Consider the following 18,919-nt stretch of genomic DNA (forward strand, 5'->3'; position numbering starts at 1 on the left):
AGTTTTTCTCTTTCAGGTTTTCTCCGGTCCGAGTGAGGAGCAGGCGTGGCCCAGGAGTCATCGGTGATCGTCCCGTACGTCTCCTATTTGCGGGTGTACGAGCCGCTGGCCGCCTTCCCCGAGTCGGAGCGCGGCCACTGGACGCAGTACGCGAAGCGCGAGCGGCTGCCCACCGCGCAGGACGAACTGCGGCGTTCCCTGGCGGACTTGCTGCCCACCCCGCCCGTCCCGGTGCCGGTCCACGAGAGCGGCGACGCGTTCGTGACCGAGGTGGACGGAGTGGTGTGCGTCTGTCCCTGGCGGACGCGGCTGCGCGGCTGGCTGGCGCTGGAGGAGCTGCCCGAGCTCTTCCCGGAGCCGCTGCTGGACGCGGCGCTGCCGCCCCTGGTGCGCCGGCAGGCGGCGGCGGACTTCGAGCGCTGGCTGGAACGCAACCCGGACGCGCGCCCGTGGATCAGGAGTTCGGTGTGGCACGTGCCGGTGCGCTGGTTCGCGCTCTTCGGGGGCGAGGAGCGGGAGTACGCGAAGGCCGAGGGGGAGGCGGCGGCCGTACTGCGCTACCGGACGCCCATGGCCCAGGCGCGGCGGCGGGTGGCGCGGGCGCTGAAGGCGCTGCGGGAGAACCTCGACGAGGAGGCCGGGCAGCCGCTCGTCGACGGCCTGGTGGATGTGGGGCGCTGGCTGGAGGAATTCCACCCCCGTTCACTGGTTGAGCTCGATTACGGCGGCCTCGCGCTCGTACTTCCCGAGGAGCATCTGGCCGAGGACCTCTCGGCGGCGGACGTGGCCGAGGGGATCGCGGCGCTGAAGGCCGGGGACGGTGCGGCGGCCGGGGAGGCGTACGGACGGCTCACGGAGCGGTGGCGGGTAGTGCGCGAGCGCCAGTTCGCGAACTGAGGGCGGCCGGGTGATGATCGGCGGCTCCGGCGCGCCGGGACGTAGGTCCTGATCCGGGCCTTTGCCTCAAGCGTGACGGACAGCACTAAGCGGGCTCTTGCGCCCATCGCCCACCCTCATGCCAAAATAGGACAAGGAGTCCGGCGAGGGCTCCTTCTGTCCACCTACGGGCAGAATAGCTCGGTAATGCGCGCTATGAGGGGTCTGGTGGCTCCTGATCGCTCTGTGACTGATCGTCACTGTGACGTGACTGTCCGCTATGGCATGGTCCATCGGCTTCGTCGCTGATGAACACCTGGGAGGGCAATTCCATCGGTTTGGCCGACGTGGCTGGACGGATGGTGTAGTTGTAGTGCCGAGGACAAGCCGTTCGTCCTATAACCGACTCGGCCCGCGTCCGCCATTTCGGGCAACGCGGGTCAAGGTGCAGAATTTAGAGGAAAGAACCGTGATGGTTCGGTTCTCCCGAGGAGGCCGCTCATGACCGCTCGCACCCCTGACGCCGAGCCGCTGCTGACCCCGGCTGAGGTTGCCACGATGTTCCGCGTGGACCCGAAGACGGTCACGCGCTGGGCCAAGGCAGGCAAGCTCACGTCCATCCGCACGCTTGGTGGACACCGGCGTTACCGCGAGGCAGAGGTCCGCGCACTGCTTGCGGGTATTCCGCAGCAGCGCAGCGAGGCCTGAACAACCGCATAACCCCGCTTTATCGGGCATTCCTCCGGGTCCCCCAACCCGGACGCCCACCTGAGCACCACACGACAGGCGTCTGCCCCAACAGGCGCCACATCCATGCAAGACGGGTGCGTCGTTGATCGCGCTGGACTCCGCCGGGTCCAGCGCGATCTTTTTTTGTGCCCGCGCCGGGGTGCCCGCCGACCGCTCTGACCTGCGGTCCACCGGCCTTTCGGGGGGCTTTGGGCAGCCCTTCGGAGAGGTGCAATTGCACATATTAAATTGAGCGGTTGTAGGGAGGGTGTAAGTGCACCAGTTTCCAAAACTCGTGCGGTGACACCCGTCACATGGCTCAACTCTTGTTTATTCAGGGCCTACCAGCGATAGAGGATCACGGAGCTGGGGGACTCTTGTCCTCGGTGGTCCCTGCGTCGTCGGTGCGCTCGTCCGCCGGCTCGACTTCCGCGACGGGCTCGCCCGGTTCCGGCTCCATGGCCAGCCGCAGGAGGCGGTGGCAGATGGGGCAGTGCCGAGTGAGGTGGCGATAGCCCGTCGAGGCCGCCAGATGGGCGCGTAGCAGTGCGCGCGTCTCGTGCCTGGCAGTGGATGCCGCCATTGCGTCACCTCCCCGGTACGGGCCCCCGATGCCCTGATGCCTGGGTACCGGTGGCAGATGACGCAGTCAAGACGCAAGAAGGCCCGGATCCATACGGATCCGGGCCTTCTGTACTTCATTCGATGCGGTCCTGACGGGATTTGAACCCGCGGCCTCCACCTTGACAGGGTGGCGAGCACTCCAAACTGCTCCACAGGACCTTGATTCGCTTCGCCGTACTGCGTGGCGCTGCGAAGACAGACTGTACAGCAGGTCAGGGGGTGCGGGCGAACTCACTCAAGGCGACGGAGGAGTTACGGCGCCGCCGCGTCGATCGCCGCCACAATCCGCTTGTCCGAGACCGGCTGGGGTGTTCCCAGGGCGTGCGCGAAGTAGCTCACCCGCAGCTCCTCGATCATCCAGCGGATGTTCAGGACTTCCTGCGGCACGGGCCTGCCCTGCGGCAGCTGCTCCAGCAGCCACGCGTACTCGTCCTGCATCTCGTGGACCTTCTCCATGCGCGTGGTGTCGCGCTGGACGGCCGTGGGCATCTGCTGGAGCCTGCGGTCCACCGCGACGAGGTAGCGCATCAGATCGGGCAGCCGGCGCAGCCCCGTCTTCGTGACGAACCCGGCCGGCACCAGGGCCGCCAGCTGGTCCCGTACGTCGGCGACGTTCTTGACCAGGGTCAGGCTGTTCGTGGCCTTCAGGCGGCGCTCGCAGGCCTGCCAGGCGGCCAGGATCTGCTGGACCTGGTTCACCGTGCGTACGGTCGCGTCCACGAGGTCGGCGCGGACCTTGTCGTACAGCTTCCGGAACGATTCCTCGTCCCAGGCCGGGCCGCCGTGGTCCGCGATCAGCTTGTCGGCGGCAGCGGTGGCGCAGTCCTCGAAGAGGGCCTGGATCGAGCCGTGCGGATTGCGCGAAAGGGCAAGTTTGGCCTGATTGCTGAGCTTTTCGGAGGCGAACTTCGCCGGGTTCACCGGGATGTTGAGCAGGACGAGCCGACGCGTGCCCCGCCACATCGCCTGCTGCTGCTCGGCCTCCGTGTCGAAGAGCCGTACGGAGACGCTCGCACCGTCGTCGACGAGGGCCGGATACGCCCGGACCGGCTGCCCGGCCCTCCTCGTCTCGAAGACGCGGCTGAGCGTGCCGATGGTCCAGTCCGTGAGGCCCGTACGTTCGATGGACTCGCCCGATGGCCCTGCCGTCGCCGCGGCGGCCTTGGAGAGCGCCTGACGGGCCTTGGGGCGCAGCTTCAGCCGCAGCGCCTCCAGGTCCTTGTCCTCGGCGAGGTTTTTGCGGCGCTCGTCGACGATCCGGAACGTGATCTTCAGGTGGTCCGGGACGCGCGAGAGATCGAAGTCGTCGGCCTCCACGGGGACGCCGACCATCCGCTTCAGCTCGCGCGCGAGCGTCAGCGGCAGCGGCTCCTGGAGGGGCACGGCCCGGTCGAGGAACTTGCGGGCGTAGTCCGGCGCCGGGACGTAGTGCCGGCGGATCGGCTTGGGCAGGGAGCGGATCAGCTCGGTGACCACTTCCGTGCGCAGGCCGGGGATCTGCCAGTCGAAGCCCTCGGAGGTGACCTGGTTGAGCACCTGGAGCGGGATGTGGACGGTCACACCGTCCGCGTCCGCGCCCGGCTCGAACTGGTACGTCACCCGGAACTTGAGCTTCCCCTGCCGCCAGGAGTCCGGATAGTCATCCTTTGTGACCTGCCCGGCCTTCTCGTTGATGAGCATCTCGCGCTCGAAATCGAGAAGTTCGGGCTCTTCGCGCTTCTTGTGCTTCCACCACGAGTCGAAGTGCGCGCCCGATACGACGTGTTCGGGGATGCGCTTGTCGTAGAAGTCGAAGAGCGTCTCGTCGTCCACGAGGATGTCGCGGCGGCGGGCGCGGTGCTCCAGCTCCTCGACCTCGGTGAGCAGCTTGCGGTTGTCCGCGTAGAACTTGTGGTGCGTACGCCAGTCACCTTCGACCAGTGCGTTGCGAATGAAAAGGTCGCGACTCGTCTCTGCGTCGATCCGGCCGTAGTTGACCTTGCGCTGGGCGACGATCGGGACGCCGTACAGCGTGACCCTCTCGTACGCCATGACGGCCGCCTGGTCCTTCTCCCAGTGCGGCTCGCTGTACGTGCGCTTGAGGAGGTGCTGGGCGAGCGGTTCGATCCACTCCGGCTCGATCTTCGCGTTGACCCGTGCCCACAGGCGTGACGTTTCGACCAGCTCGGCGGACATGATGAAGCGGGGCTGCTTCTTGAACAGCGCCGAGCCGGGGAAGATCGCGAACTTGGCGCTGCGGGCACCCAGGTACTCGTTCTTCTCGGTGTCCTTCAGCCCGATGTGGGAGAGCAGGCCGGCGAGCAGGGACTGGTGGACGGACAGCTCGGGCGCGTCGTCCTCGTTGACGTGTATGCCCATCTGCCTCGCGACCGAGCGCAGCTGGGTATAGATGTCCTGCCATTCGCGAATGCGCAGGAAGTTGAGGTACTCCTGCTTGCACATCCGGCGGAAGCTGGAGGAGCCCCGCTCCTTCTGCTGCTCGCGGACGTACCGCCAGAGGTTGAGGAAGGCGAGGAAGTCGGACGTCTCGTCCTTGAAGCGGGCGTGCTGCTGGTCGGCCTGTTGCTGCTTCTCGGAGGGCCGCTCGCGCGGGTCCTGGATGGAGAGCGCGGAGGCGATCACCATGACCTCGCGTACGCAGCCGTTCTTGTCGGCCTCCAGGACCATGCGGGCCAGGCGGGGGTCGACGGGGAGCTGGGCGAGCTTGCGGCCCTGGTCGGTGAGGCGCTTCTTAGGATCCTTCTCGGTGGGATCAAGCGCGCCGAGCTCCTGGAGGAGCTGGACACCGTCGCGGATGTTGCGGTGGTCCGGGGGATCGATGAAGGGGAACTTCTCGATCTCACCGAGACCGGCGGCGGTCATCTGGAGGATGACGGAGGCGAGGTTCGTACGCAGGATCTCGGCGTCGGTGAACTCGGGCCGGGTGAGGAAGTCGTCCTCGTCGTACAGCCGGATGCAGATGCCGTCGGACGTACGGCCGCAACGGCCCTTGCGCTGGTTGGCGCTGGCCTGGCTGATCCGCTCGATCGGCAGGCGCTGGACCTTGGTGCGGTGGCTGTAGCGGGAGATGCGGGCGGTGCCCGGGTCGATCACGTACTTGATGCCGGGGACGGTGAGCGAGGTCTCGGCGACGTTGGTGGCGAGGACGATCCGGCGGCCGGTGTGGCGCTGGAAGACGCGGTGCTGCTCGGCGTGCGACAGGCGGGCGTAGAGGGGGAGGACCTCGGTGTGGCGGAGGTTCTTCTTGTTGAGCGCGTCGGCGGTGTCGCGGATCTCGCGCTCGCCGGAGAGGAAGACGAGGATGTCGCCCGGGCCTTCGGCCTGGAGCTCGTCGACGGCGTCGGCGATGGCGGTGATCTGGTCGCGGTCGGAGTCGTCGCTGTCGTCCTCGAGGAGGGGTCGGTAGCGGACCTCGACGGGGTACGTACGGCCGCTGACCTCGACGATGGGCGCGTCGCCGAAGTGGCGGGAGAAGCGCTGCGGGTCGATGGTCGCCGAGGTGATGACGACCTTGAGGTCCGGGCGCTTGGGGAGCAACTGGGCGAGGTAGCCGAGGAGGAAGTCGATGTTGAGCGACCGCTCGTGGGCCTCGTCGATGATGATCGTGTCGTACGCGCGCAGGTCGCGGTCCGTCTGGATCTCGGCGAGCAGGATGCCGTCCGTCATGAGCTTGACGAAGGTGGCGTCCGGGTTGACCTGATCGGTGAACCGGACCTTCCAGCCGACCGCCTCGCCGAGCGGGGTCTTCAGCTCGTCCGCGATGCGTTCGGCGACGGTGCGGGCGGCGATGCGGCGGGGCTGGGTGTGGCCGATCATGCCCTTCACGCCACGGCCGAGCTCCATGCAGATCTTCGGGATCTGCGTGGTCTTGCCGGAGCCGGTCTCGCCCGCGACGATCACGACCTGGTGGTCGCGTATCGCCTCGGCGATGTCGTCCTTGCGCTGGCTGACCGGCAGCGACTCCGGATACGTGATCTCGGGCATCCGGGCAGCACGCTGCGCCAGGCGGGCGGCGGACTTCTCCGCCTCGGCGGCGATTTCGTCCAGTACGGCCTGGCGGGCGTCGGGCTTGCGGATGCGACGGGCGCCGTCGAGACGGCGGCCGAGCCGGTGGGCGTCGCGGAGCGGCAGCCCTCCGAGCACGGTCTGGAGGTCGGCGAAGGAAGTAGACATACCTGATTCAGGATCTCACCCGCCGCTTGCGACTGGCGAACCGATTTCCGCGGGGCGGGGGCGGGGGTGGCGGCGTCGCAGCCTTTACGCTGGGCGAGACGTTCCCCGGACAGGAGATCCAGAGCCAATGCCCCAGGTCAGGCCCGCGACGGTGAGTGCGCTGCTGGGGATGCTGCTTGCGGTGGCCGTGCTGCTGCTGTGTACGGACACGGGGGCCGGGGGCGTGCGTGCTGCGGGGGCTCCGGTTGCGACCGGGGCGGTTGTGGCGGTCGTGGCGGTCGTGGCGCCGGAAGGTTCCCCCTCCGCCGGCGAGCGGGAGCCCGGCCCCGGTTGCCGTGAGCCGGGCGGGGACGGCGTGGGGAGCGTTCCTGCGGCGCCGGGGCGGAGTGGGGCGGCGTACGAGCTGCTGCCCGCCCTGTACGACGCCCGGGCCGGGGCCGGCTCCTGGGGCGCCGAGGCCTTGGTCCCGGACCTCGCCCCGGACCACTGGCCCCCGCCGGTGGCCCCACCGACGCCGATGGACCTCTCGATCCTGCGGGTGTAGGGCGCGCCTGCGGCGGGCTGTTTCCCCTACCCGCCCCGCCCCTTCCCGCTGTGACACTTCGCGGCTGCCGCCGCGTGGGGGCAGGCCCCAGACCCCGACCGCCCTCCGGGCGGTGTCCTCAAACGCCGGACGGGCTGGATTTTGTCGAGGACCGGCCCACTTCCACGTCCCGCATTCCATCCAGGAGTACCGAACACCCATGACCTCCTCCCGTACCCGCTCCAAGCCGGTCGCCATCGGCGCGGCCGTCGCCGCAGCAGCCGTCCTGCTCGGTGTCGTCTCGTACACCGCCACCAAGCCGCCCGGCGAGACCCGCACCGCTGTCTCCACCGACGAGGTCTCCGCCGATCCGCAGACCGGCGTCTACCCCGAGCTGGCGAAGCTCGCCCGGCGCGACGGCAAGGACCCGCTGGCGCAGGGCAGGGCGGATGCGCCCGTCGTCCTCATCGAGTACGCCGATTTCAAGTGCGGCTACTGCGGAAAGTTCGCCCGGGACACCGAGCGCGACCTCGTGAAGAAGTACGTCGAGAACGGCACCCTGCGCATCGAATGGCGCAACTTCCCGATCTTCGGCGAGGCGTCGGACGCGGCGGCCCGCGGGGCGTGGGCGGCCGGGCAGCAGGGCCGCTTCTGGCAGTTCCACGCGGCCGCGTACGCCGACGGCGCCAAGGAGAAGGGCTTCGGCGACGCCCAGCTGAAGGCGCTGGCCGAGGAGGCAGGGGTGAAGGACCTCGCCCGCTTCACCCGGGACACCGGCAGCGAAGCCGCCGTGAAGGCCGTGAAGAAGGACCAGGAGGAGGCGTACACGCTGGGCGCCACCTCCACGCCGTCCTTCCTCGTCAACGGCCGCCCGATCGCCGGCGCCCAGCCGGCGGAGACCTTCACCACGGCCATCGAGGCGGCAGCGAAGGCAGCGAAGGCCGCCGAGTGAGCGCCGACATCGGGTATCTCGCCGCCTTCCTCGGCGGGCTGCTCGCCCTGCTCAGCCCGTGCAGCGCACTCCTCCTCCCCGCCTTCTTCGCGTACTCCATCGACTCGGCGTCACGCCTGATGGCCAGGACCGGCATCTTCTACGCCGGACTGGCCACCACCCTCGTGCCGCTGGGCGCGGCCGGCTCGTACGCGGGGCGGCTCTTCTACGGGCACCGCGACCAGCTCGTTCTCGCCGGCGGCTGGCTGATCATCGCGCTCGGCGTCGCGCAGATCCTCGGCAGAGGCTTCGCGTCACGCCGTATCGCCGCCCTCTCCGGGCGGATCCGGCCGACGACCGCGGCCTCGGTGTACGCCCTGGGGGCCGTCTACGGCCTGGCGGGGTTCTGCGCGGGTCCCATCCTCGGCAGCGTCCTCACGGTCGCGGCCGTGAGTGGCAGCCCGGCGTACGGCGGACTGCTGCTGGCCGTCTACGCCTTGGGCATGGCCGGGCCGCTGTTCCTGCTCGCGCTGCTCTGGGAGCGGTTCGAGCTGGGGAAGCGGCAGTGGCTGCGGGGGCGGGCGTTCAAGGCCGGGCGCTTCGAACTGCACACCACGTCGCTGCTGTCCGGGCTCTTCTTCATCGCGCTGGGCGCGCTCTTCCTCGTATTCGACGGGACGACGGCTCTGCCCGGGCTGCTGGACGTGGACGACTCGTTCGCCGTCGAGGAGTGGGTGAGCGGGCTCGGCGAGTCGGTGCCGGACGCGGCGCTGCTGACCGGCGTGGTGGCGGTGGCGGGATTGGCACTCGCCGTGCGCTCCTGGCGCCGCCGCCAGGCACCGGCCGAGGAGGGCTAACGCGAAAGGCCCCGTCCACTGGACGGGGCCTTCGAAGTGGTGGCTGGGGCCGGGATCGAACCGGCGACCTATCGCTTTTCAGGCGATCGCTCGTACCAACTGAGCTACCCGGCCACTCGGATCTTTCGATCCGCAGCGGTCCTGACGGGATTTGCTGTACCCGATGGCGGCTGCGCCGCGGGCGCGGCCTCGACCTTGGCAGGGCAGCGAGCTGGTTGGTGGGGTGGGGGGTACGCAAAGACCCCCGTCCGGTGGGCGGGGGTCTTCGGAGTGGTGGCTGGGGCCGGGATCGAACCGGCGACCTATCGCTTTTCAGGCGATCGCTCGTACCAACTGAGCTACCCAGCCACTCGGATCTCGCGATCCGCAGCGGTCCTGACGGGATTTGAACCCGCGGCCTCCACCTTGACAGGGTGGCGAGCACTCCAAACTGCTCCACAGGACCAAGCGTGGTGCGAGACAAGTCTCGCACACAGTTGTGCGTGCCCCCAACGGGATTCGAACCCGTGCTACCGCCTTGAAAGGGCGGCGTCCTGGGCCACTAGACGATGAGGGCAAAACAGCTAGTGTTGCTGCTTCTGCGTCTGTCGCCCCCAGAGGGACGTGAGAAGCATGTGACTCCGCTTCCCCTCAAGAGGTTCCGCTTCTTCTTCAACCTCTGGGGTCTCAGAACGGTCAAGCCCTGACCGGCGCCCTTGGGCACGTCGGAGACTGTACTACGGCGTTTCGGTGTCAGCCAAACCGAATAGGCGAAGGGGTCGCTCCGGGCCTGTTCTCCTCCGGGAGGTGGCGGCTGACCTCGGCCGTTGTCAGGCCCAGGCCGCCCAGGGTGACCTCGTCCCACGCCTGCAGCCGCTTGGTCGTACGGTCCAGGTAGAGGACTGACGTACGCACCTTCTCCGGCTCGTCGTTCTGCAGCGCCCGCAGGCCGCCGCCGCCCGTCGAGCCCTCGATCTTGAGGCGGGTGCCGTGGTCGAGGACCTCGGTCTTGCGGTTGTGGACGTGGCCGGCCAGGACCAGCGGCACCGTGCCGTCCGTTTCGCGGGCCGCGACCGGGTTGTGCGCCACCGCGATGTCGACGGGCGTGCCGGCGCGCCGCTGGTCGCGCAGGGCCGAGGCGAGGCGGATGCCCGCCATGCGTTCCGCCGGGTCGCCCTGCGCCTCGACCGAGCGGTCCGGGGTGAACTGCGGATCGCCCGTGCCCGCCACCCGGATCCCCGCGACCGTGACCGCCTTGCCCTCGTCCAGGACGTGTACGCCGTTCCCCATGCCTTCGAGGTAGCGCTGGGTGGCGAGCGAATCGTGGTTGCCGCGGACCCAGACGTACGGGGCGCCGAGGTCGGGAATCGGGTCCAGGAAGCCGTTCTCGGCAGCCGTGCCGTGGTCCATGGTGTCGCCGGAGTCGATGATCACGTCGATGTCGTACTGCTCGACCAGCGAGCCGATGATGTGCCACGACGCCGGGTTCAGGTGGATGTCCGAGACGTGGAGGACGCGCATCGTGGCGGGGTCCGGTCGGTAGGTCGGGAGCGTTGAAGTGGCGTCGTACAGCTTCGTCACATTGGTGACCAGGCGCGCCAGCTCCTTCTGGTAGACGTCGAACTCGCTGACGATGCTGCGCGCGTTGCCGACCAGGGAGGGCGCGGAGGACAGGAGCCCGGAGAACTTGGGCTCCAGGACCGACTTCGGGTTCCAGGTGGCGTACGCGCTGATGCCCGACGCCGTCAGCAGGGCGAGCGCGAGGCCGCCCGCCGCCAGGGCGCGGCGCGGGCGCCGGTAGACGGCGAGCCCGAGGGCGGTGGCGCCCGAGACGACGGCGACACAGGACCGTACGGCCAGGTCGGTCGTGCCGTCGGCGACGTCCTGGGTGATCTCTTCCTGGAGGCCGGAGAGGCGTTCGGGGTGCTCGACCAGGGCCTGGGAGCGGACCGGGTCCAGTTGGTCGACGTCCACGTCCAGGCGGATGGGGGCGATGTGGGTGTTGAGTTCGAGGGCGCCCAGCGGGGACACGTTGATCTTCGTGCCGCCCGCGGTGGACGCGCGCAGCGTCATGGTGGTGTCCATCGGGCCGACCGGCGTACGGACGCTGCCGACGATCAGCAGGCCGAGCCAGGCGCCGACGAGGACCACGGCGGCGAGGCCGAGCACGCGCGCGTACGGATGCGGGGTGTGCAGAAGGGTGCTGGTCGGCGCGGTGCGGCGGGAGCCGTAGTGGCGTCGCAGTCGGGTCAGCGGGCCGGTCAGCGGCCGGGTCAGCGATCGGGGCAGCTTGGCACGGAAAGGGGCGCGGGCCATTGGTCCCGTATGCCCATCCGGGCGGGGCCCCATGCCCACCGGTGCTCAGCCCACCCCGTCGCACGGATTTACGTGACAATGGCCGGGTGCTGGAGATGACGCGTGAGGAGTTCGAGGAACTGGTCGCCGAGGCGCTGGACAGGATCCCGCCGGAGCTGACGCGACTGATGGACAACGTCGCGGTGTTCGTGGAGGACGAGCCGGCCACGGACGATCCCGACCACGGTCCCGATCTGCTGGGCCTCTACGAGGGAACCCCGCTGACGGACCGTGGCGAGTGGTACGCGGGCGTGCTGCCGGACCGGATCACGATCTACCGGGGGCCGACGCTGCGGATGTGCGAGTCCCGGGAGGACGTCGTCGCGGAGACGGAGATCACCGTCGTCCACGAGGTGGCGCACCACTTCGGGATCGACGACGAGAGGCTGCACGCGCTGGGGTACGGGTGAGTGCGGTCGAGCCGGTCGATCCGGATGTTGATCTGCATGTGCCCGCCGACCGCGCCGAGCTGGCAGGCCACGGCAAGTGGCGGGTGCTCGGGGCCATATCGGCGGGCGGCGCGCTGGGGGCGCTGGCGCGGTACGGGGCGTCTCTGGTGTGGCCGGGGAGCGTGTGGACGACCTTCGGCGTCAACGTGGTGGGCTGCGCCCTGATCGGCGTCCTGATGGTGCTGGTGAGTGAGCAGGGGCGCGGGCATGCGCTGGTGCGGCCGTTCCTCGGGGTCGGCGTGCTGGGCGGCTTCACGACCTTCTCCACGTACGCCGTGGATGTGGCGCGGCTGCTGGAGCGGGGGGACGCGCTCGCCGCGATGGCGTACGCCGCCGGGACGTTCGCGGGGGCGATGGGTGCGGTGTGGCTGGGCGTGGCGGTGACGCGGGCCGCCGTCGCGGGGGCGGGGGCCCCGGGATGACCTGGCTGCTGGTGGCGGTGGGGGCTGCGGTCGGGGCGCCGCTGCGGTATCTGACGGACCGTGCGGTGCAGGCGCGGCACGATTCGGTGTTCCCGTGGGGGACGTTCGTGGTGAACGCGGGGGCGAGCCTGGTGCTGGGGGTGCTGACGGGGGCGCTGGTGTCCTCGGGGACGTACGCGCTGCTCGGGACCGGGCTGTGCGGGGCCCTTTCGACGTACTCGACCTTCAGCTACGAGACGCTGCGGCTGGCCGAGCGGGGCTGGAAGTTTCTCGCGGTGGCCAATGTGGGGGCTTCGTTGCTGGTGGGGCTCGGCGCGGTCTTTCTGGGGTTCGAACTCGCGCGGGGGTCGGCGGGGTAGCGGCGCCGGCCGGCGTTGTGGCGTGTCCCTTGTGGGCCAAAGGGAGTTGGGCAGTGAAATCCCGCCCGCCGTGCCCCGGAGGTGCGCCCCGTGCGCCAGTTGCCCCGTCGTGTCCGTTTGGCCCCTGCCAGATTGGCCGTTGCCGTACTCGCGGTCGCGGCGTCCGCGGGCTGCATGAGCGTAAGCGACGACGAGGACGGCAAGCCGGCCCCGTCCCGTTCGGCGGCCGCCCGGCAGGGGGCAGCGGCGGCGGAGCCGGACGGCGGGACGGCGCAGCGCGGGGCAGGAATCGGACGTACGGGCGAACCCGGGGCATCGGGCCGCGACGGCGGCGGCAAGGCGGACGACGGCAAGGCCGGGGACGACCCGTCGGCGAGCCCCGGCGCGTCGCCGGGCGCCTCGGCCGCGCCCTCGAAGAGCGCCGGGGTTCCGCCCCGGCCTGGCGGCACCCCGCCGAAGCCGCGCCCCGGGGTGCCGACGCCGACCGAGCAGCCGCCGGAGCCGACCCGGCCGCCGGAGCCGCCCGAGCCGCCGCCGGCCACGGAGCCGCCGCCTCCGGAGCCGTCCGAGCCGGAGCCGAGCCCTCCGCCGCCCTCGGCGTCACCGGCGGCGGACACGCAGACGGCGGCGATGGGGACGCGGCGCGAAATGCGGCGGGAGCCGGCGGCATCACCGCAGGTGGGACCCGCTTAGGAGGGGTCGGTTTGCCATAAGGGGGGGAGGGTGCGTATGGTTATAGATCGTTTGATCCCATTGCCCGGCGCCGTTGAGTTCTCGTAAAAAACGAGGACCTGGAGCGCCCCGTGGCGCGTACTCTCCCTTACCGTGACCTGACCGCACTGAGGCGGTCGAATTTGCGATTGATTTGCGATTTCACGGAGTTTGGGCGCGTGCCGAGACTCCGAGAGGTTTCGCATTTCGTATGTCCATTTCCAGCACTGACCGCACCGCCATGCCCGAGAACGAGAACGAGACGGTCGTAGAGACCGCCGTCGAGGTCATCGAGGTCATCGAGGCCGCGGAGAGCACCACCGAGATCGCCGCCGAGATCACCGAGCTCGCCGAGATCGCTGAGATCGCCGAAGCCGGCGACATCGCTGAGCTCGCCGATGACGCTGCCGACGCCAACGCCGATGTCGACGCCGAGCCCACTGTGACCTTCGCCTCCCTGGGCCTCCCGGACGGCATCGTCCGCAAGCTCGCGCAGAACGGCGTCACCGCCCCCTTCCCGATCCAGGCCGCGACCATCCCGGACGCCCTGGCCGGCAAGGACATCCTCGGCCGTGGCCGCACCGGCTCCGGCAAGACGCTCTCCTTCGGTCTGCCGACCCTGGCCCAGCTGGCCGGCGGTCACACCGAGAAGAAGAAGCCCCGCGCGATCATCCTGACCCCGACGCGTGAGCTCGCGATGCAGGTCGCGGACGCGCTTCAGCCGTACGGCGACGTACTCGGCCTGAAGATGAAGGTCGTCTGCGGCGGTACGTCCATGAGCAACCAGATCTACGCCCTGGAGCGCGGCGTCGACGTCCTCGTCGCCACCCCGGGCCGTCTGCGCGACCTCCTCAACCGAGGCGCCGCGTCGCTCGCGAACGTCCAGGTCGCCGTCCTCGACGAGGCCGACCAGATGTCCGACCTGGGCTTCCTGCCCGAGGTCACCGAGCTGCTCGACCAGATCCCCGGCGGCGGCCAGCGCATGCTCTTCTCCGCCACCATGGAGAACGAGATCAGCACGCTGGTCAAGCGCTACCTGACGAACCCCGTCACGCACGAGGTCGACAGCGCGCAGGGCAACGTCTCGACCATGACCCACCACGTCCTCGTCGTGAAGCCGAAGGACAAGGCGCCGGTCACGGCCGCGATCGCCGCCCGCAAGGGCCGCACGATCATCTTCGTCCGCACCCAGCTGGGCGCGGACCGCATCGCCGAGCAGCTGCAGGACTCGGGCGTCAAGGCCGACGCACTGCACGGCGGCATGACGCAGGGCGCCCGTACGCGTGTCCTCGAAGACTTCAAGAAGGGCTACGTCAACGCCCTGGTCGCCACCGACGTCGCCGCTCGCGGTATCCACGTCGACGGCATCGACCTGGTGCTGAACGTGGACCCGGCCGGTGACCACAAGGACTACCTGCACCGCTCGGGCCGTACCGCCCGTGCCGGCAAGTCCGGCGTAGTCGTCTCGCTCTCCCTGCCGCACCAGCGCCGCCAGATCTTCCGCCTGATGGAGGACGCGGGCGTCGACGCCTCGCGTCACATCGTCGGTGGAGCGGGCGCGTTCGAGCCGGAGGTCGCCGAGATCACCGGCGCCCGTTCGCTGACCGAGGTCCAGGCCGACTCCGCGAACAACGCCGCCAAGCAGGCGGAGCGCGAGGCCAAGGAGCTCACCCGCGAGCTGGAGCGCATCCAGCGCCGTGCGACCGAGCTCCGCGAGGAGGCGACTCGTCTGGTCGCCCGCGCGGCGCGCGAGCGTGGCGAGGACCCGGACGAGGCTGTGGCGGAGGTGGCGAAGGCCGCCGAGGCCGAGCTCGCGGCCGCCGAGGCTGCCGCCGCTGTTCCGGCGCCGGCGCCGGAGCGTCGCGACGACCGCGGCAACTTCCAGCGCCGTGACGACCGCGGCGGCGACCGTGGCGGCTTCCGCGGCGGCGACCGCGGTGGCGACCGCGGTGGCGACCGCGGTGGTGACCGTGGTGGCTTCCGTCGTGACGACAACCGTGGTGGCGGCGAGCGCGGCGGGTTCCAGCGCCGCGACGACCGTCCGACCGGTGGTGGCGACCGTGGTGGCCGCCCGTTCGAGCGCCGTGACGACAACCGTGGCGGTGGCTTCCGTCGTGACGACAACCGTGGTGGCGGCGAGCGTGGCGGGTTCCAGCGCCGCGACGACCGTCCGACCGGTGGTGGCGACCGTGGTGGCCGTCCCTTCGAGCGCCGTGACGACAACCGTGGCGGTGGCTTCCGCCGCGACAACGACCGTCGTGACGACAACCGTGGTGGCGCCGAGCGTGGCGGCTTCCAGCGCCGTGACGACCGTCCGGCCACCGGTGGCGGCTTCCGCTCCGGCAGCGCCGACCGTCCGTTCAACCGCGACCGTCGTGACGACCGTCCGGCCGGCGGCGGCTTCCGCACCGGCGGCCACGACCGTCCGCAGGGCCGTTCTGACGGCCACCGCGCCGGCGGCAGCACCGGCACCGGCACGGCGACCGGCTCCTTCGGCCGCCGCGACGACAAGCCGCGCTGGAAGCGCAGCTGATAGCTGATCAGCTCGGCGGCGTAATCCGCTGACCTGCGAAAGCGGGCCCGTTCTTCACGAACGGGCCCGCTTTTCTTTTCCCTTCCCTCACATACGTAACTCCTGTTACGATCCGCCCACTTGCATGGGGAGCACTGCCGGGGGGCGTGGCTCGATTTCGATTCGCCGACGGCGCGCGCACAGCCGCCGTCGCTTCCCCATGCCTTCTTCAGGCTCCCGGGGAGGGACCCGAGTGACACGTCATGCCCTTGTACGCGGCACGATCGCCGCAGCCATGGGACTAGGACTCACCGCAGTCCTTACACCGCTGCATGCAGCAGGCGCCGACAGCGGGACGCAGGAGGACCAAGAGGTCGTGGTTCCGACGGAATTCCGCTCGGACGTTCGCAACGCGACCCTGCAGGGCCCCGTTCCCGGTGGCGCTGACGGCACCGGCCGGCAAGGTGTGTTCCACACCGAGCAGGGGCGCACCGGCGTCCTGTGGACACGGTTCGCAGACGGCAGGTCGTTCCCCGTCGGTACCAACGACGACGGTACGCGTGGCCAGTCCACCGGAAGCGACGTGCTGGCCTACGTGAAGGGGCGGAGCGTCGAGCTTCGTGACTTCGCGGACGGTTCGGTCCGTACGATCACCGTCCCCGAGGGGCAGGTCTACCGCGCCACGTACGGCTCGACCGCCCTGACCGCCGAGCGGGTCGTGAACAGCGACGGTACGCAAACGACCTTGCTGCACCTGCTTTCGCCGGGCGCCGACGGCACGACTCGTGATGTGCCGGTCACTGGTCTGCCCCAGGGCACGGCGCTCACCTCGATCGCCGTCGGTGACGACACCTCCATAGTTCTCAGGGGCACGGTGGAGGGCACCCCACGCATGATTCTTGTCGACAAGGCGACTGGCGTCGTGAGCGGAGTCACCGCGCCTCTGAGTGGAACTCTCCTGTACGCCGAGCTGACGCCGGACCGTCTCGCTGTGTACAACCGGACCGACAGCACCATGCTGTCCGTGGCGCGTGGCAACCCCTCCGCCACCCCGAGCGTGCTGCAGCTGGATTCAGCCCTGTACAGCACCACGACCGGCTGGGCGGTGGTCGGAGACTGGCTTGTGTACGTGCCCTCTGCGGCCTCGGCGGTGATGGCGGTGCCGCTTACCGGAGGCCCGTCGATCACGCTGCTGCGGAGCAGCGCGAGCGCTGTGCTGGCAGGGCCGGACGGCACGGCGGTGACAGTCGGCGGCCACAAGGCCGACGACTGGGGGATTCGTCGCATAGTCGCCGGTCCGGACGGCAGGCCGCAGGTCTCCACCGTCAAGAAGCTGCCGCCGTGGCCCGCGACCGTTGAAGGGCTGGCGCTCGCGCAGGGCCGCCTCGGTTTCATCGACGACAGCAAAGGTCAGAAGCGGGACTTCGGGCGCACGCTGAGTGCCACCGGGACGCCGGCGTACGGAGAGCGGACCCGGCTCACCGACTACTACTACAGCGTGCCTGGGTGCACGGACGACGACTCCGCCTGCGGAGCGCTGCACGGCGTGGGCGACGGGCGGTTCGCGCGGCTGGAGCGGGACACGGCCGAGCGGGACCTCGTACGTATCGACGGACCCCGCGAAGACGACGACACCGTGCTCTCCGTCCCCGAGGGCGGGGACATCACCTCCGTCACCCGCGACCACCTGGTCCACACATCCAAGGCCGCCGGAAAGCAGACCGTCTTCCGTCTCTCCGACGGCAAGGCCGTAGCCCAGCGAACTCCCGGTGCCGCCGCAGTCTGGGCGGGCCGACTGTGGACCCCCGGCGCCGAGAAGGGCACCGTCACCGCCCTGGACATCGCGACTCAGAAGACCACCGAGACGGCCGCCACCGGCGCCGACTGCGTTCCGGACGAGCTTCAGGCGGTCGGGCGCTGGGTGTACTGGAGCTGCCCCTCGGGCGGTCCGGCCGGGGTGTACGACCGTACGGACAAGAAATCCGTGCACGTGCCCTCGGGCGAGGCGCTGCTCGGTGACGGATGGGTCGTCACGCACGACAAGGCCGCCGGGAAGCTCGTCCTCACGGCAGTGGACACCGGGGAAGCCCGCAGCCGTACCGTCGGCGAGCTGCCCGGCACGACGGGCTCGCAGCGGCACGTGCGGTGGACGGTGGACCGCTTCGGCGGGAACGCCGCGTACGTGGACGGCGAGGAGCAAGTGCACCTGGTCCCGTCCGGCGTCCCCGGGCAGCGCATGACCACAGCCGGGGCCCCGGCCAACAGCACTCAGGTCACCGCGCGCACCTTCGACGCCGTGCCCGAGACCGTCACCACCACACCGCTGTCCAAGCCGGCCGCGTCCTGGACGCTGACGCTCCGCGACAAGGGCACGGGCAAGGTCGTCGACACGGTCCGCGGCGGCGCCGCGCGGGAGCAGCTCACCGCACACTGGCACGGCATGGTGCCCGGCGCGCAGGGCGATGCCGCCTTCCCGAACGGTACGTACGCCTGGACGCTGTCCGTCCTGCCCGCGGACGGAAACGGCCCCGCGTTGCAGCGCACCGGGACCGTCAAGCTGCGTGGGGCGGCACCTGTGCGCCACGACTTCGTCGCGGGCGACGCCGTCGGGGACCTGCTGACGCTGAACTCCTCCGGCAGCTTCACCTTCCAGCACGGGACCGGCGCAGGGAAGTTCTCCGGCAAGACGTCGGGCAGTGGCTGGCCGACGTCGGCGTACGCCGTGCCGTTCGGCGACGTGAACGGCGACCGGTGCAACGACGTCCTGGTGCGGCAGTCCTCCGGCGAGCTGCGGGCGTACAAGCCCGGATGCGGGAAGGCGCTGACGCCGTCGACGGCGTACACCTCGGTCGGTACCGGCTGGGGGCAGTACGACGTGCTGACGGCCCCCGGCGACATGAGCGGTGACGGCCGTACGGACCTGGTGGCGCGTCAGGCGTCCACCGGCGACATGTACTTCTACGCGGGCGCGGCCGGCGGGAAGCTCGCGGCCAAGGTGAAGATCGGCACGAACTGGAAGACGTACGGGCGGATCACCGGCGCCGGCGACCTCACGGGCGACGGCAAGGCGGACCTGCTCGGGCACGACAGGTCGGGCGGCCTGTGGCGCTACGACGGTACGGGCAACGGCACGTTCAAGGCCCGGGCGCAGGTCTTCAAGGACTGGGGCCGCTCGTACAACGCCATCGTCGGCATCGGTGACATCACCGGTGACGGCAAGGCGGACATCGTCGAGCGCGACTCCGCCGGAAACCTGTTCCGCAACGACGGCAACGGCCGCGGCTCCTTCGGCGGCCGCACGCAGATCGCGACCGGCTGGCAGGGCTACAAGGGCCTGTTCTAGGCTCCTGCCCGGCTCCTGGCCGGCTTCGACGGGCCCGGTAACCGATACCCGATCGGCTGCCGGGCTCGCTGCGGCT

The 18,919-nt window shown here is 70.0% G+C and carries 14 protein-coding genes and 5 tRNA genes; 11 read left to right on the top strand and 8 right to left on the bottom strand.

Annotation, left to right across the window (positions count from 1 at the left end; translation table 11 throughout):
* The first annotated feature begins 45 nt into the window (after positions 1-45).
* Positions 46-897, top strand: a complete 852-nt coding sequence (locus ABZX79_RS14760) for a hypothetical protein (protein WP_355256196.1) — start codon at positions 46-48, stop codon at positions 895-897.
* 480 nt (positions 898-1,377) lie between these two features.
* On the top strand, positions 1,378-1,584 hold the full coding sequence (gene bldC / locus ABZX79_RS14765; protein WP_003949541.1) for a developmental transcriptional regulator BldC: 207 nt from the start codon (positions 1,378-1,380) through the stop codon (positions 1,582-1,584).
* Positions 1,585-1,963: 379 nt separating this feature from the next.
* On the opposite strand, the gene ABZX79_RS14770 is transcribed toward bldC, so the two are convergent.
* From ABZX79_RS14770 to hrpA, 3 genes are all read right to left on the bottom strand, one after another.
* Entirely contained in the window at positions 1,964-2,188 is a 225-nt protein-coding gene (locus ABZX79_RS14770) for a DUF6274 family protein (protein ID WP_355256199.1), read from the bottom strand.
* A gap of 125 nt (positions 2,189-2,313) precedes the next feature.
* Positions 2,314-2,388: transfer RNA gene (locus tag ABZX79_RS14775), tRNA-Asp, on the bottom strand.
* 93 nt (positions 2,389-2,481) lie between these two features.
* Positions 2,482-6,402 carry an ATP-dependent RNA helicase HrpA gene (gene hrpA / locus ABZX79_RS14780; RefSeq protein ID WP_355256202.1) on the bottom strand — a complete coding sequence of 1,307 codons (3,921 nt, stop codon included), beginning with the start codon at positions 6,400-6,402 and terminating at the stop codon, positions 2,482-2,484.
* A 127-nt stretch (positions 6,403-6,529) separates the two neighbouring features.
* Between hrpA and ABZX79_RS14785 the strand changes: the two genes are divergently transcribed.
* The 3 genes from ABZX79_RS14785 to ABZX79_RS14795 all read left to right on the top strand — a co-directional run bounded on the left by ABZX79_RS14785 (position 6,530) and on the right by ABZX79_RS14795 (position 8,713).
* Positions 6,530-6,946 (top strand): hypothetical protein, encoded by a 417-nt coding sequence (locus tag ABZX79_RS14785; protein WP_355256205.1) that lies wholly within the window; start codon positions 6,530-6,532, stop codon positions 6,944-6,946.
* 199 nt (positions 6,947-7,145) lie between these two features.
* The gene (locus ABZX79_RS14790) at positions 7,146-7,877 is read left to right on the top strand and encodes a thioredoxin domain-containing protein (protein WP_355256208.1); all 732 of its coding nucleotides are present in this window, start codon (positions 7,146-7,148) and stop codon (positions 7,875-7,877) included.
* Positions 7,874-8,713: a cytochrome c biogenesis CcdA family protein gene (locus ABZX79_RS14795; protein ID WP_355256211.1), complete on the top strand. Its 840-nt coding sequence runs from the start codon at positions 7,874-7,876 to the stop codon at positions 8,711-8,713. The genes ABZX79_RS14790 and ABZX79_RS14795 overlap by 4 nt, the downstream gene beginning before the upstream one ends.
* A 37-nt stretch (positions 8,714-8,750) precedes the next feature.
* On the opposite strand, the gene ABZX79_RS14800 is transcribed toward ABZX79_RS14795, so the two are convergent.
* The 5 genes from ABZX79_RS14800 to ABZX79_RS14820 form a co-directional block, all read right to left on the bottom strand.
* A tRNA-Phe gene (locus ABZX79_RS14800) sits at positions 8,751-8,827 on the bottom strand.
* A gap of 157 nt (positions 8,828-8,984) precedes the next feature.
* Positions 8,985-9,061 (bottom strand) — tRNA-Phe (locus ABZX79_RS14805).
* A 22-nt stretch (positions 9,062-9,083) separates the two neighbouring features.
* A tRNA-Asp gene (locus tag ABZX79_RS14810) sits at positions 9,084-9,158 on the bottom strand.
* Positions 9,159-9,196: 38 nt separating this feature from the next.
* Positions 9,197-9,269, bottom strand: a tRNA-Glu gene (locus tag ABZX79_RS14815).
* Between the two features lie 176 nt (positions 9,270-9,445).
* Positions 9,446-11,008: a metallophosphoesterase gene (locus tag ABZX79_RS14820; protein WP_355256214.1), complete on the bottom strand. Its 1,563-nt coding sequence runs from the start codon at positions 11,006-11,008 to the stop codon at positions 9,446-9,448.
* A gap of 86 nt (positions 11,009-11,094) precedes the next feature.
* Between ABZX79_RS14820 and ABZX79_RS14825 the strand changes: the two genes are divergently transcribed.
* The 6 genes from ABZX79_RS14825 (at position 11,095) to ABZX79_RS14850 (ending at position 18,843) form a co-directional block, all read left to right on the top strand.
* Positions 11,095-11,457, top strand: a complete 363-nt coding sequence (locus ABZX79_RS14825) for a metallopeptidase family protein (RefSeq protein ID WP_028815096.1) — start codon at positions 11,095-11,097, stop codon at positions 11,455-11,457.
* The gene (locus ABZX79_RS14830; protein WP_355256217.1) at positions 11,454-11,918 is read left to right on the top strand and encodes a CrcB family protein; all 465 of its coding nucleotides are present in this window, start codon (positions 11,454-11,456) and stop codon (positions 11,916-11,918) included. The genes ABZX79_RS14825 and ABZX79_RS14830 overlap by 4 nt, the downstream gene beginning before the upstream one ends.
* Entirely contained in the window at positions 11,915-12,277 is a 363-nt protein-coding gene (locus tag ABZX79_RS14835) for a CrcB family protein (RefSeq protein WP_355256220.1), read from the top strand. Before ABZX79_RS14830 ends, ABZX79_RS14835 begins: the two co-directional genes overlap by 4 nt.
* Before the next feature lie 174 nt (positions 12,278-12,451).
* Positions 12,452-12,970 carry a hypothetical protein gene (locus tag ABZX79_RS14840; protein ID WP_355256223.1) on the top strand — a complete coding sequence of 173 codons (519 nt, stop codon included), beginning with the start codon at positions 12,452-12,454 and terminating at the stop codon, positions 12,968-12,970.
* Positions 12,971-13,199: 229 nt separating this feature from the next.
* Positions 13,200-15,521: a DEAD/DEAH box helicase gene (locus tag ABZX79_RS14845; protein ID WP_355256226.1), complete on the top strand. Its 2,322-nt coding sequence runs from the start codon at positions 13,200-13,202 to the stop codon at positions 15,519-15,521.
* 355 nt (positions 15,522-15,876) lie between these two features.
* Positions 15,877-18,843, top strand: coding sequence for a VCBS repeat-containing protein (locus ABZX79_RS14850; protein WP_355256229.1), 2,967 nt, complete (start codon positions 15,877-15,879; stop codon positions 18,841-18,843).
* Positions 18,844-18,919: the final 76 nt, after the last annotated feature.

Source organism: Streptomyces sp. NPDC002994 (genome assembly GCF_040611155.1).
GTDB lineage: Bacteria > Actinomycetota > Actinomycetes > Streptomycetales > Streptomycetaceae > Streptomyces.